The sequence below is a fragment of the Micromonospora sp. WMMD1219 genome, from assembly GCF_049315215.1.
GTDB classification, from domain to species: domain Bacteria; phylum Actinomycetota; class Actinomycetes; order Mycobacteriales; family Micromonosporaceae; genus Micromonospora; species Micromonospora tulbaghiae.
The window spans coordinates 4,434,285-4,448,696 of sequence record NZ_CP186057.1; the positions used below are offsets into that span (position 1 = coordinate 4,434,285).

The 14,412-nt window shown below is 74.9% G+C and carries 7 protein-coding genes; 2 read left to right on the forward strand and 5 right to left on the reverse strand.

The genetic code is table 11. The features are described 5' to 3' along the window. Positions 1-21 precede the first annotated feature (21 nt). The 3 genes from ACN27C_RS20875 to ACN27C_RS20885 form a co-directional block, all read right to left on the reverse strand. Positions 22-822 (reverse strand): ABC transporter permease, encoded by an 801-nt coding sequence (locus ACN27C_RS20875; protein WP_013476303.1) that lies wholly within the window; start codon positions 820-822, stop codon positions 22-24. Beyond that, positions 819-1,802: an ATP-binding cassette domain-containing protein gene (locus ACN27C_RS20880; RefSeq protein ID WP_121684466.1), complete on the reverse strand. Its 984-nt coding sequence runs from the start codon at positions 1,800-1,802 to the stop codon at positions 819-821. The genes ACN27C_RS20875 and ACN27C_RS20880 overlap by 4 nt, the downstream gene beginning before the upstream one ends. An 84-nt stretch (positions 1,803-1,886) precedes the next feature. Beyond that, positions 1,887-3,125, reverse strand: coding sequence for a cytochrome P450 family protein (locus tag ACN27C_RS20885; RefSeq protein WP_013476305.1), 1,239 nt, complete (start codon positions 3,123-3,125; stop codon positions 1,887-1,889). A 195-nt stretch (positions 3,126-3,320) separates the two neighbouring features. Here ACN27C_RS20885 and bioA point away from each other — a divergent pair, with 195 nt between their 5' ends. Beyond that, positions 3,321-4,682 (forward strand): adenosylmethionine--8-amino-7-oxononanoate transaminase, encoded by a 1,362-nt coding sequence (gene bioA / locus ACN27C_RS20890; RefSeq protein ID WP_120569405.1) that lies wholly within the window; start codon positions 3,321-3,323, stop codon positions 4,680-4,682. Between the two features lie 74 nt (positions 4,683-4,756). On the opposite strand, the gene ACN27C_RS20895 is transcribed toward bioA, so the two are convergent. Together ACN27C_RS20895 and ACN27C_RS20900 are read right to left on the reverse strand one after the other, a co-directional pair. Continuing rightward, complete coding sequence (locus ACN27C_RS20895) at positions 4,757-5,494, reverse strand: thioesterase II family protein (protein WP_121684468.1); 738 nt, start codon at positions 5,492-5,494, stop codon at positions 4,757-4,759. Then, positions 5,491-12,009: an amino acid adenylation domain-containing protein gene (locus ACN27C_RS20900; RefSeq protein WP_422747533.1), complete on the reverse strand. Its 6,519-nt coding sequence runs from the start codon at positions 12,007-12,009 to the stop codon at positions 5,491-5,493. Before ACN27C_RS20900 ends, ACN27C_RS20895 begins: the two co-directional genes overlap by 4 nt. Positions 12,010-12,122: 113 nt before the next feature. On the opposite strand from ACN27C_RS20900, the gene fabD reads away from it, so the two are divergent. Next, positions 12,123-14,372: an ACP S-malonyltransferase gene (fabD, locus tag ACN27C_RS20905; RefSeq protein ID WP_422747535.1), complete on the forward strand. Its 2,250-nt coding sequence runs from the start codon at positions 12,123-12,125 to the stop codon at positions 14,370-14,372. The last annotated feature ends 40 nt before the right edge of the window (positions 14,373-14,412 follow it).

Genomic DNA, 14,412 nt, shown 5'->3' on the forward strand with positions numbered 1-14,412 from the left:
GTCCGGCGGGAAGCGGGCGTCTCAGCGCCCGGCGGACCTGCGGAACTGGGCGATCGCCAGGGGGATCGACAGGGCCAGCAGAGCACCGATCCACAGCGCGGAGGCGGCGACCGGGTGCTGCAGTGGCCAGACGTCCGGCGCGGTGGACGGGTCGACGTTGCCGAACTGGACCCGGACCGCCTGGACGATCGCCGAGACCGGGTTCCACTCGGCGACCGGTTGCAGGACGCCCGGCATGGAGTCGATCGGCACGTAGGCGTTGGAGAGGAAGCCCAGCGGGATGGCGATGGTGAAGCCGGTGCTGCTGACCGCCTCCGGCGCCCGGGACGCCAGCCCCACCACGGCCATCAGCCACGACAGCGCGTACGCGAACGCCAGCAGGATCAGGAACCCCAGCGCCGCCTCGGGCACCGACGTGCGGCTGCGCCACCCGACGACCAGGCCGAGCAGCGCGGTGACGGTGATGACCACACCGCTGTTCACCAGGTCGCTCGTGGTGCGGCCGACGAGCACCGCGGACCGGGAGATGGGCATCGACATCAGCCGGTCGACGATGCCGTTGCGCAGGTCGGCGGCGATCGCGGTGCCGGTGTTGACGGCGCCGAAGAGGACCGCCTGCACGAAGATGCCGCCGAGCAGGTACTCGCGGTACGGCACCCCCTGCGCGTCGATCGCGCCGCCGACGATGAAGCCGAACAGCAACGTCATCATCGCCGGCGCGATGGCCGCGTTGAGCAGCATCTCCGGTACGCGCAGGATCATCCGCAGGTTGCGCTTCGCGACGACGACGCCCTCACCGAAGGCCAGTACGACGGCGTTCACTGCTTCTCCTCCACGGTCTCCTTGGCGGGCTCGTCGCCGGTCCGCCGGCCGGGGCCGGTGAGGGCGAGGAAGACGTCGTCCAGCGTCGCCGTGCGCAGCGCGGCGTCCCGGACCGGGATGCCGGCCTGGCGCAGCAGCCGCGCGCCGGCCAGGAGCGTGTCCACGCCGTCGCCGGCCGGCACGGAGATCCGGCCGGCGGCCTCGTCCACGCTGGCCGGTCCGGTGCCGAGCGAGGTGAGCACCGCCTGTGCGGCGGTCAGGTCGGCGTCCGGCCCGAGGGTGATCTCCAGGCTGGTGCCGGAGACCCGCCGCTTCAGCTCGTCCGGCGTGCCGCCGGCGACCACCCGGCCGTGGTCGATCACCACGATCTGGTCGGCCAGCCGGTCGGCCTCCTCGAGGTACTGGGTGGTCAGCAGCAGCGTCATGCCGCCGGAGACCAGCTCACCGATGGTGTCCCAGAGCGCCGTCCGGCTCCGGGTGTCCAGGCCGGTGGTCGGCTCGTCCAGGAACAGCACCCGCGGCGTACGGATCAGCGCGGCGGCCAGGTCGAGGCGCCGCCGCATGCCGCCGGAGTACTCCTTCGCCCGGCGGCCCGCGGCGTCCACGAGGTCGAAGCGTTGCAGCAGCTCGTCGGCACGCTGCCGGCTCTGCCGGGAGCCCAGGTGCAGCAGCCGGCCCAGCATCTCCAGGTTCTCGAACCCGGAGAGGTTCTCGTCGACGGCGGCGTGCTGCCCGGACAGGCTGATCACCCGGCGTACCTCGGCGGCCTGGGTGACCACGTCGAACCCGGCCACCTCGGCCCGGCCGCCGGTCGGGGCGAGCAGTGTGGTGAGCAGCCGGACGGCGGTGCTCTTGCCCGCGCCGTTCGGCCCGAGGATCCCGGTGATGGTGCCCTCCGGCACCACCAGGTCCAGGCCGTCCAGCGCGGTCACCTTGTCGAACTGTCTGCGTAGCCCGTCAGCGACGATGGCGTTCGCCACGTCGTCTCCTCCCTCTGCGGTTCGGTCGGGATGCTCACCGGCCGGCCGGCCGAACCGCAGTGGGAGCCGGTCGCGCCGGCCCGGTCAGAACTCGACCGTGAGCGCGGTCAGCCCGCGCAGCGTGAGCCCGGGCCGCCAGGGCGTCTCGTCGAGGCGCTCCGCCGGGCGCAGGTCGGGCATCCGGGCGAGCAGCGTGGTGATGGCGACCTGCCCCTCGACGCGGGCCAGCGGCGCGCCCAGGCACATGTGGGCGCCCCGGCCGAAGGCGAGGTGCCGGTTCGCGGTCCGCTCGATGTCGAGCCGGTCCGGCTCCGAGTAGCGGCCCGGATCGCGGTCGGCGGCCGCGAGGACGCCGATCACCATCTCGCCGCGGCTGATCGGCACGCCGCCGATCTCGGTGTCCTCGGCGGCGAACCGCGGGAAGCTGATCTCGATCGGGCCGTGGTAGCGCAGCATCTCCTCGACGGCGCCCGGCGCCAGCTCGGGCTTGTCGCGCAGCAGCCGCAACTGGTCGGGGTTGCGGAACAGCGCCAGGACCATGTTGCCGATCAGGTGCTGCGTGGTGCCGAGGCCGCCGACCACGAGCAGCGCCACCATCTTCAGCAACTCGTCGTCGCTCATCCGCTCGCCGTCGGCCTCGGCCAGGGCCATCCCGGAGATCAGGTCGTCGCCGGGCTCGGCGCGCTTGCGCTGGATCAGCGCGTCCAGGTAGCGCACGAACTCCTCGATCTCCGCCATCACCTGGGCCGGGTCCATGCCCTGCGGCGCGGACTGCGCGGAGGTCGGGTCCAGCGACAGCAGCAGCTCGGACCAGAGCCGGAACCGGTCCCGGTCGGCGCGGGGGATGCCCAGCATGTCGGACATGACGGTGAGCGGCAGCGGCACCGCGAAGTCCTCGACCAGGTCGAAGGTCCGCCCCTCGCGTTCGAGCAGCCCGTCGACGAGCTGGTCGGTGATCTGCTGGACGCCGGGGCGCAGCCGTTCGACGTACTGCGGCGTGAACGCCTGCTGCACCAGCCGGCGCTGGCGGGTGTGCTCGGGCGGGTCGACGCTGCCCATGCTGCCGCCGAGCAGCCGTACCACCGCCTCGGGCAGCGCCGGCGCCTCCATGCCCTCGGGCATCACTGTCGGGCTGGTCTTGAACCGGTGGTAGTCGGTGAGGAAGCTGGTGCACTCGTCGTAGCCGGTGACCAGCCAGACGTCCTGGCCGGTGGGCATCCGGACCCGGGAGACCGGGTTGGCGTCGCGGAGGGCGGCGTAGGTGTCGTAGGCCGTCTCCCGTGCGGCGGGCGACATCAGGTCCGGTTGTTCGGAGGTCGTCACGTCGGCGTCCCCTCTCCAGCGTTCGGCCGCACCGGTCGGCGCCGGCTCCGGATGAGCATTTCCGGGCCTTGGCGACACCTCTGCTCAGAGTTGAGCACCGGCCACCCTGCGCACTACTGCGCAGACGTCACCGGCCCTCTTCCGATGGACTGCGTGCTGTTGTCCTGGTTCCCTTCGATGACGGAGCGCCGACGCATGGACCTCGAAACCACGGAGACCGAACGCCTGCGCACGCTGGACCAGCAGCGCGTGTGGCACCCGTACACCCCCACCGACGCCTACCTCAACGCCAAGCCCCTGGTGATCACCCACGGCGAGGGTGTCTACCTGGTGGACAGCGACGGCAACCGCTATCTCGACGCGGGCTCCTCGCTGGGCGTGAACATCCACGGCCACCAACGTCGGGAACTGAACGAGGCGCTGGCCGCGCAGGCGGCGAAGATCGCGCACACCACGCTCTACGGCATGACCCACCCGGGCGCCGCGGAACTCGCCGACCGGCTGGTCCGGCTCGCCCCGGAGGGCATCGACAAGGTGCTGTTCCTGGAGTCCGGCTCCAGCGCCGTGGAGACGGCGATGAAGATGGCGTACTCCTACTGGGTCTTCAAGGGATCGCCGCAGCGCAACAAGTTCGTGTCCATGGGCGGGGCCTTCCACGGTGACACCATCGGCGCGCTGTCGGTGGGCCAGATGACGATCCTGAAGAACTTCTACCAGCCGCTGCTGCGCGAGACCAGCTCGTTCGCCCAGCCGTACGCGTACCGCTGCGGGTTGTGCAACAACAACTGCAACCTGGCCTGCGCGGATACGCTGGAGGAGGTGCTGGAGCGCGAGGGCGACGAGGTCGCCGCCGTGCTCGTGGAGCCGCGCGTGCAGAACGTCAGCGGCATGATCGTGGCGCGCGACGGTCACCTGGCCCGGGTCGCCGAGATCGCCCGCCGCTACGGCGTCCTGCTCATCGCCGACGAGCTGGGTGTGGGCTTCGGCCGTACCGGCCCGATGTTCGCCTGCCAGGCCGACGGCGTGTCGCCCGACATCCTCTGTGTCGGCAAGGGCCTGACCGGCGGGTACATGCCGTTGACGGCGACCATGGCGTCGGCGGAGGTGTTCGACGCGTTCCGCGGTGACGGCAAGATGCTGCTGTCCGGGCACACGTTCTCCGGCAACCCGCTCGCCGTCGCCGTGGCGCTGGCGAGCCTGGACCTGTTCGAGAAGGACGACCTGATCCGGCACGGCCAGGCGCAGGCCGTGGTCCTGGCCGAGGAGCTGGACAAGTTCCGCAGCGTCCCGCACGTCGGCGACGTCCGGCAGTGCGGCCTGCTGGCCGCCGTCGAGCTGGTGGCCGACGTGGAGACGCGCGAGCCGTTCCCGATGGAGCTGGGCGTCGCGACCCGCATCACCGAGCGGTGCCGCGAGCTCGGCATGATCATCCACTCGGCGCCGAGCGACACCATCGTCATCGTGCCGCCGCTGGTGATGACCGAGGAGGAGCTGCGCACGATGTCGCGGATCCTGCTCCAGGCGACGCAGGAGGTCGTGGCCTCGCTGTCCGCCTGAGCGCGGGAGAACGGGAACGGGACGGGCGCGGGCCCGTCCCGTTCCGTCGTCTCCAGGACCGGCTCAGGACCGGCTCAGGACCGCACGGCGAGATCGGCCAGGAGCGCCTCGGCCAGCTCGGCGGGCGGGCCGGCCAGATAGAAGTGACCGCCGCTGAACACCCGCAGGCTGAAGCCGGCCGACGTGACCTCGGCCCAGGAGCGCATCTCCGTCACGTCGACCTCCGGATCGGCGTCGCCGGTGAACGCCGACACGGGACAGCGCAGCGGTGGGCCGGGCAACTGCCGGTACGTCTCGTTCACAGCGAAGTCGGCGCGCAGCCCCGGCAGGAACAACGCCATCAGGTCGTGCCGCCGCAGCACCTCGTCCGGCGTGCCGCCCAGCGCCGCGACGGCCGGCAGGAACTCGTCCGCGCCGAGCGTGTGCCGGTCCGGCCGGCGGGCGGGCAGGTGCGGCGCGCGCCGGCCGGAGACGAACAGCCGCGCCGGACCGTTCGGCCCGGCGGACAGCCGCCGGGCGGTCTCGTACGCGACCACCGCGCCCATGCTGTGGCCGAACAACGCGTACGGGCGGTCCGCGTGCGCGGCGATCGCGGCGGCCAGCGGCGGCACGACGTGCTCGATGCTGGTGTACGGCGGCTCCGACAGCCGGGACTCCCGGCCGGGCAGCACGACCGGGCAGACGCCCAGGTACGGCTCCAGCGCGGCGCGCCACGGCCGGAAGAACGAGCCGCCGCCCCCGGCGTGCGGGACGCAGTACAGCAGCATCGGGGCGTCCGGGTCGGCCGGGCCCTTGATCCACCGGTTGCTCATCGTTCCTCCTCGTCGGACCGCAGCACCACGTGCCCCACGGTGCCGGTCGCGCCGACCGCCGTGACGAGCGCGCGCAGCGGGACGCCGGTCCACGGCTCGGACCGGCGGACGAACCGCACCGGCAGCGCGCCGAGGTCGACGAGCGGGTGGGGCGTCTCCGCCACCAGGGTCGGTACGAGCCGGCGGTGCCGCAGCTGGAGGAGCACCTTGGTCAGCTGCGCGAGCCCGGACGCGGCCTCCGCGTGGCCCAGGTTCGGCTTGAGGGTGCCGATCGGCACGCGTACCCCCTCGGGACCGGGCGCGGCCGCGGCCAGGAACCGGCCCACGGCCTCGATCTCGGCGGCGTCGGACAGGGCGGCCCCGGAGGCCGCGCACTCGACGTACCCGATGTCGGCGGGGGTGAGCCCGGCCCGGCCCACCGCCTCGGTGAGCGAGCCGGCCAGTGTGGCCGCGTCGGGCGTGCCGAACCGGCTCGTCGCGCCGCTGTGCCCCACCCAGGTGCTCTCCACCACGGCGTCGACGCGGTCGCGGTCCCGGCGCGCGTCGCCGAGCCGGCGCAGCAGCAGCGCGCCGGCGCCCTCGCCGGGCGACCAGCCGCCGGCGGCGGCGTCCAGCGCCCGGTGCGGCGTCTCGGCGACCAGGCCCAGCCCGCGCAGCACCGCCACGTGGTACGGATGCGCCAGCAGGTTCACCGCGCCGACCACGGCGGCGTCGCAGTCGCCCCGGTCGAGGCTCTCGGCCGCCTGGCGCAACGCGGTCAGCGCCGAGGAACAGGAGGTGTCCACGGCGACGCTCGGGCCGCGGAAGTCGAAGGTGTGGGAGATCCGGTTGGCGATCTCCGAGCCGGTGCCGGAGATCCGGGCCGGGTCGCCGTCGCGCCACCGGTCGGTGCCGGCGAGGCGGTGGTCGTGCCACATCACCCCGACGAAGACACCGACCCGGCCGAGGGACGCCGGGGTGTGGCCGGCGTCCTCCAGGCACGCCCACACCACTTCGAGCAGGACGCGTACCTGCGGGTCGAGGACGGCCGCCTCGGCCGGTGCGATCCCGAAGACCATGCTGTCGAACGTCTCCAGGCCGGACAGGTAGCCGCCGGCCGGTCCGGCGCCCCGCCCGGGCGGGGGTGGCGTGATCGCGCAGTGGCCGGCGTCGAGGTTGCGCCAGAGCGTCCCCACGTCGTCCGCGCCGGGGTAGCGGCCGGCCACCCCGACGACGGCGATCTCGTGCGGCCCCGCGGCGGGCGGTGGACCGGCGGCGGGCGTCTCGGTCTCGTCGTCGCGCGTCACCGGACCGCACAGGAACGCCTGCTGGAACACGTGGCCGTCGTCCAGCCGCAACGCGGCGCGCACCGGCGCCTCGGCGACCGCGCCGACCGGGCACAGCCCGAGACCGTGGTCGGCCTGGGCGCCCATCAGCACCTGGCCGAGGTAACCGGCCTCCAGGGCGAGGTACCGCTCGGCGTCGTCGCCGTAGAGCGGGCGGATCGCCCGCGTCTGCCCGACGAGGAGGATCTGGAACGCCGCCCGGTCGTACACCGGCCGGTTGTAGACGAAGTGGGCGGTGCGGTCCAGGGCCGCGCCGTCGCCGATGCGGCGCAGCGTGTGCTCGTCGGGGTGGTGGTAGTAGACGCCGGCCGGCAGCCCGGTGACCCGGTCGCCGGGCACGTGGACGTAGACCTGCACGCCGTAGGTGTCGCCGGCCGACGGGTACAGCCGCCGCGCCCGGTCGCCGTCGGGCAGCGGGCGCAGCGGGCCCAGCAGACCCGCCACCGTGGACAGCGGCACGGGCCGGTCGAGGAAGTCGCGGCGCGAGGCCCGCCGCCGGTACCGCCGCCGCGCGGGGGGCTCCCCGGACAGGGGCACCGCCTCGCCGTCGTCGCGCAGGTCCAGCCGGGCCGCGGCGAAGGCGGACCGCTCGGTGGGGGAGAGCACGTCGACCGTCCGCGGCGGCGCCGCGGCGGCCGGGGGCGGGTCCGCGGGTACGGGTGCCGGCGGGCCGGGCGACAGGTGCGCGGCGATGCCGTCGATCGTCGGGTTCTCCAGCAGCGCCGCCACCGGCACCCGGGTGCCGAGACGCTCGTGCAGCCGGGCCGAGACCTGGACCATGGTGAACGACGTGGCGCCCTGGTCCCACAGGTCGGCCGCCGGGTCGACGGTCTCGCCGAGCAGGTCGGCGAACAGTTCCGTGAGCACCTGACGGACGCCCGGCGCGTGCGGGGTGTCCGCCGGTTCCGGCGGCGCGACCGGTATCTGTGCGGCGTCCGGCGCGGGCGGCGTGACCGGCGGCAGCGGCCACGGCAGGGCGGCGCGGTCCAGCTTGCCGTTGTCGGTGGCGGGGAACTGCTCCAGCACGGCCAGGTGGCTCGGCACCATGTAGTCGGGCAGCGTCTCGGCGGCGAAGGCCCGCAGGTCGCGTACGGCCGGGGCGGTGCCGCCGGAGGACAGCAGGTACGCCACCAGCTTGCGCTCGCCGCCCTCCTCTCGGGCGACCACCACCGCGTCCTTGACGCCCGGATGGCCGCGCAGCCGGTGCTCGATCTCGCCGAGTTCCACCCGGAACCCGCGGATCTTCACCTGGTGGTCGGCGCGGCCCAGGAAGGTCAGGTTGCCGTCCGGCAGGAACGCCGCCCGGTCGCCGGTGCGGTACATCCGGTCGCCGGGCGGCCCGAACGGGCACGGCACGAACCGGTCCTCGGTGAGGTCCGGGCGGTTGTGGTAACCGACGGCGAGCACCTCCCCGGCGATGTAGAGGTCTCCCTCGACGCCGGGCCGGCACGGGCGCCGGTCGTCGTCCAGGACGTAGTAGCGGGCGTTGTCGATCGGCCGGCCGTACGGGATGCTGCGCCACCCGGGGTCGACCGTCCCGACCCGGTAGAAGTTCGACCACACGGTGGCCTCGGTCGCCCCGCCGAGGTTGACGATCTCGGCGGCGGTGAAACAGGCCCGCAGCTCGTCGGGCAGGGACAGCGGCGTGTGGTCCCCGCTGAGGAACACCAGCCGCAGGTCGGTGGTGCCGGGCCCGCCGCGGTGCGCGGCGGTCAGCGGTACGACGTGCGCCAGGGTGGTCGGCGCGGAGTTCCAGAACGTGACCGGCTCCCGCAGCAGGACGTCCAGCAGCAGCGCCGGGTCCTTCTGCTGCTCGGAGTCGGCCACGTAGATCGAGGCGCCGTAGCCGAGCAGCCCGAGGATGTCGAACACGGACAGGTCGAAGCCGAGCGACGTCACGCACAGCCCGGTGTCCTCCGGTCCGAAGCGGAACGTCCGGCGCGCCCAGTGCAGGAGGTTGTGCACGGCCCGGTGGGTGACCGCGACCCCCTTGGGCCGGCCGGTGCTGCCGGAGGTGAAGATGACGTACGCGAGGTCGTCCTCGCCGGTGCACGGCTCCGGGTCCGGTACGGCGGCCGAACCGACCCGGTCGGCGTGGACCACGGCGATCCCGTCCGGCCGGCCCGGCGCGGGCAGGTCCAGGTCACCGGTCGTGACGAGCGCGATCGCGCCCGCGTCGGCGAGCATCAGCGCGGCCCGCGCCGGCGGCAGTGACGGCTCCACCGGCAGGTAGGCGCCACCGGCCTTGAGCACGCCGTACACGGCGGCGACCATGAGCGGCCCCCGGGCGACGCTGATCCCGACCACCGATCCGGCGCCGACGCCCGCGGCGCGCAGCCGGACCGCGATCCGGTTCGCCACCGCGTTCAGTTCACCGAAGGACGTGGTCCCGCCGCGCCCGCGTACGGCGACCGCCTCGGGCCGGGCCCGGGCCTGGGCCTCGAACAGCAGGTGCACCGGCCCGGCGTGCGGGAACTCCACGGCGGTGTCGTTCCACCCGTACAGGACGTCGCCGAGGTCCGCCAGCTCGGCCAGCGCCGACCGGTACGCGTCGAAGATCCGGTCCAGGTCGTCGTCGCCGATCGCGCCCTCGGTGGCGTCCCAGAACAGCCGCAGCGTGTCGTCGCCCTCGTCGATCGCGATGCAGTCCAGCGCCACGTCGGGTGTGCACGTCAGCCACGGGCCGGCTGTCACCCCGTCCGGCAGCGGCACGTCGCCGAGTTCGAGCAGCCCGGTGCACACGACCGGGTAGCCGGCGCCGCCGTCGCGCATCCGCCGCAGCACCAGCCGCCGCAGCTCGGCCAGGCCCGACGCGCCGTCCGCCGCCGCGTCGGCGGTGATCTGCCGGTCGTAGCGCTCGGCGAGGTCGAGCAGGCCCTCGCCCGGCTCGCCCGCGGCCAGCCAGCTCAGCGCGGTCAGCTCGGCGGGCCGGAACGGCTCGGACCGCGGCGTCCACCGCACCAGCGGCACCGCGAAGCGGTCGTGGTGGCAGGTGCCGAGCGCGGTGGTGAGCGCGGCCATGAGCAGCGCGTCGAGCGCGAGGCCGCGTTCCCGGGCCAGCCGCCGGATCCGTGTCCAGCCCGCCACCCGGGCGGTACGCCGCCGCCGCGGCCCGGCGTGCGCCTCGATCGGCGGGCCGGGCGGAAGGTCGGCCAGGCGGTCCTGCCAGTACCGGCGGGCGTGCGGGTCCGGCGACGCCTGCGGCGCGCGGGGCGGCCCGGCCACCGGCGTGCCCGGGTCGGCGTAGCGGCGCATCAGCTCGCGCAGCAGCAGGTGGATGCTGCGGCCGTCGGCCACCAGCAGGTCCAGCGCCACGTGCACGGTCGCCGCGCCGGCCTCGTCCACCTGGACGCGCAGCTCGCCCTGGGGGAGCCGGCCGAGCGGGAAGGCCCGCCCCACCATGTCCCGCTGCACCGCGTCGGACGACGGCCCGCCGGGCCCGGTCACCGGGATGTGCCACCGGTCCGGCACGTCGTCGCGGGTGACCAGCCGGCCGTCCGGGGTGACGGCGGTCCGCAGCGGCTCGTGCGCGGCGAGCAGGCCCAGCCACGCCGACTCCAGCCGGGACAGGTCGAGCCGGTCGACGGCGAAGGCGTGCACCACCTGGCAGCCGCTCCACGGCCCGGTGCCGCCCGTGGTCCGGGCCACGAAGTACGCCTGCTGGAGGTCGTTGAGGGGACGGCCGGCGTCGTCGGGGACGGGCCGCAGCCAGCGCAGCGTGTTGACGAACCAGGCGAAGGTCGCGGCGACCACGCCCGGGGCGAAGGCGTCCTCCGCGACGTCCCACCGCACGCGCAGCTCCCCGTCGCGCTCGCCGATCTGCGCGTCGAGCGTGACACCAGTGGTCTGGCTGACCGCGTACCGGCCGTCGGCGCCGGTCCCGCCCACGTCGAGCAGGCTGGTGAACACCACCGGCAGCCCCGCCGGGACCGGCAGCCGGCGCGACCGCAGCTCACGGAGCGCGGCCACACCGGGCACGTCGGCGTGTTCGAGGTCGCGGCGCAGCCGGTCGTGGACCGCCCGGGCGGCCTCGGCGAACGGCCGCCCGGTCGTCGGCTCGGCGACGAACACGGTGGTCGAGGTGAACGGCCCGGGCACACCGGCCGCGTCGGCGGGCAGCCACAGCCGGCTGTTGGTGGTGAGCACGAGCGAGAACGCCGCGTCGGCGCCGGCCCGCCGCAACGCCTCGGTGAAGGCGGTGAGCACCACAGCGGTCGGGGAGACGCCGAGATCGCCCGCGTACGCGGTCACCGCGGCCCACTCGCGCCGGGTCAGCGCCGCCGTGTACGGCACCCGGACCGGGCCGGGCTCGGCGCCGGAGGTGGGCAGCGCGGGTCCGGGCGGCAGGTCACGCAGCGCGTCGGCCCAGTACTCCAGGCCGGCGCGGTACCCGTCGCCGTCGCGGTGGGCGGCGAGCGCCACGCCGAGGTCCCGCAGCGAGGCGCCGGGGGCGGGCAGCTCGTGGCCGGGGTCGTCGTAGAGCGCCCGGAGCTGGTCGACGAGCAGCTCCAGCCCGGCGCCGTCGACGATCGCCGCGTCGACGCTGAGGTGCAGCACACCGCCGCCGTCCGGGGCCCGGGTCACCTCGACCGTCCACAGCGGCTCGTCGGCCGGGCCGTAGGAGTGGTGGGAGAGGCGACGGCGTACCTCCTCGGCGTCGGCGCCGACCGGCATGGTCCAGTCCGGCGGCCGCTCGGCCACCCGCTGACGCCCGTCGGGGGTCAGCACGAGCCGCAGCGCCTCGTGGTGCCCGACCAGCCGCCCCCACGCCGCGCGCAGGCGGTCCACGTCCAGGTCGGCGACGTCGTACTCGCGGTAAAGGTGGCAGCCGGGCCCGCCGGTCGCCTTGGCCAGCAGGTAGCCCTCCTGGAGCGGGGTGAGCGGGAACGGCTCGTGCCGCCGCCCGGGCTCGGGGCGTACGTCGGGACGCAGCCCCGCACCGGCGGGCGCGGCCCGGGCGGCCAGCTCGGCCAGTTCCCGGGCGGTGGCGCAGCGGCGCAGCGCGTCGGTCGGCAGCTCGGTGCCGAACGCGGCGCCGACCTCCAGCAGCACCCGCGCGGCGGCGAGGGAACCGAGTCCCAGGTCGCCCAGGTCCGTGTCGGCGTCCGCCGTGACTGCGGCGGGCAGCACGCCCGACAGGACGTCCAGGACGATCTCCACGCGGTCCGGGATGGCGGTCTGCTCGTTCATGCGCTCCCCGCTCCGAAGGCCGGCCCTGTCGCCGCAACCTAAGCGGCGCCGGACCGGGCGTGCTGCTCAACTCTGGGCAGCCAGTGCGTCCGGCGGGCCGGACAGTCCAAGTCGTGTCCACCAGACCGAAGTCCGCCTGGGTGTTCCCGGGGCAGGGCGCGCAGCGCCGGGGCATGGGCGGTGACCTGTTCGACCGCTTCCCGGCCGAGTGCGCCGTCGCCGACCGGATCATCGGCGTACCGGTGGCCCGGCTGTGCCGCGACGACGCCCTGCTCGGCGACACCCGGTACGCGCAGCCGGCGCTGTTCGTGGTCGGCGCGCTCGCCTACCTGGCGGCGCGCGACGAGGAGCCGCCGCCGGACTACCTCGCCGGGCACAGCCTCGGCGAGTACGCGGCGCTGTTCGCGGCCGGCTGCCTGGACTTCGAGGACGCGCTGCGCCTGGTGTGCCGCCGCGGCGAGATCATGGCGCGGGCGGCCGGCGGCGGCATGCTTGCCGTGCTCGGCGAACGGCTGGACCGGCTGCCCGGGGTGCTCGCCGACGCCGGCGTCGACGACGTGGACGTGGCCAACGACAACGCCGACGGCCAGGTGACGCTCTCCGGCCCGCGCGAGTCGCTGTCGGCCGCGGCGCGGGCGGTCACCGCCGCCGGTCTGGGCCGCTGCGTCCCGCTTCCGGTGGCCGCCGCGTTCCACTCGCGGTACATGCGGGCCGCCGCGGCCGAGTTCGCCGACGTGCTGTCGGAGGTCCGGTTCGCGCCGCCGCGGGTGCCGGTGATCTCCAACGTGACCGCCCGGCCGCACGACCCGCTGCTGCTGCCCGACCTGCTCGCCGTGCAGCTGCGCCGCCCGGTGCGGTGGCGCGAGACGATGGCGTACCTGGTCGGCCGCGGCGTGCGCACGGTGCGTGAGCTGGGTCCGGGCCGGGTGCTGACGGACCTGTTCCGCCCGGTGCTCGCGGCGGCGCCGGCCGTGCCGGACGGCGGCGACCGGGGACCGGCGGCGCTCGGCTGTCAGCGGTTCCGCGCCGACTACGGCGTCACGTGGGCCTACCTCGCCGGCTCGATGTACCGCGGGATCAGCTCGGTGGCGATGGTCGCCCGCCTGGGCAAGGCGGGCCTGCTCGGCTTCTTCGGCGCGGGTGGCTTCGACCGCGACGAGGTCGAGGCGGTCCTGCGCTCGCTCACCGCGGATCCCGGTCCGGGCCGCTTCGGCATGAACCTGCTGGCGATGCCGGACAACCCGGCGCTGGAGTCGGCGCTGGCGGAGCTGTACGTCCGGCACGACGTCCGCTACGTCGAGGCGGCCGGGTACACCGGCGTCACCGCGGCGCTGGTGCGGTTCCGGTTCGCCGGCGCGCACCTGAGCGCCGACGGCACCCCGGTCGCCGTCCGGCACGTCGTGGCGAAGGTGTCCCGGCCCGAGGTCGCGGCCGCGTTCCTGGCACCGCCGCCGGCGTCCGTGCTCGCCGCTCTCGTGGCCGAGGGCGCGCTGTCCGCCGGGGAGGCCGCGGCTGCGGCGCGGCTGCCGGTCAGCGGCGACCTGTGCGCCGAGGCCGACTCGGCCGGGCACACCGACGCGCGGTCCGCGCTGACGCTCGTGCCGGACCTCGTCCTGCTGCGTGACGCGGAGATGCTCCGGCACCGCTACCCGGAGCGGATCCGGGTGGGCGCCGCGGGCGGGCTGGGCACCCCGGAGGCGGTCGCCGCGGCGTTCGTGCTCGGCGCCGACTTCGTGGTCACCGGGTCGATCAACCAGGCCACGCCCGAGGCCGGGACGTCACCCGAGGTCAAGGACCTGCTGGCGCGCGCCGGGATCCAGGACACGGCGTACGCGCCGGCCGGCGACACGTTCGAGTTCGGCTCCCGCGTGCAGGTGCTGCGCCGCGGCACGATGTTCGCGGCGCGGGCCACCCAGCTGCTCCAGCTCTACCACCGCTACGACACCTGGGACGAGGTGCCCGCCGCGATCCGCGACGCCGTGGAACGGACCACCTTCCGCCGGCCGTTCGCGCAGGTGTGGCGGGAGACCGAGCGGCACTACCGGGCCACCGGCCGGGCCGCGGAGGTGGAACGGGCCGACCCGCGCCGGCGGATGGCACTGGCGTTCAAGTGGTACTTCGCCCACGCCACCGACGTGGCGCTGCGCGGCGACACCACCGAACGGGCGAACTTCCAGGTCCACACCGGACCGGCGATGGGCGCCTTCAACAGGTACGTGCGCGGCACCGAACTGGCCGACTGGCGGCTGCGGCACGTGGACGTCATCGCCGAACTGCTGATGCGCGGGGCGGCCGACGTCCTGCGCCGGCACTGTCCGCCGGTGGCCAGTAGTGAGCAGAGCGGCTGCTCCGATGCTGACTAGCGTGTCCGGGCGCCCACCGAACCAGCCGAAGCGAAGGAGT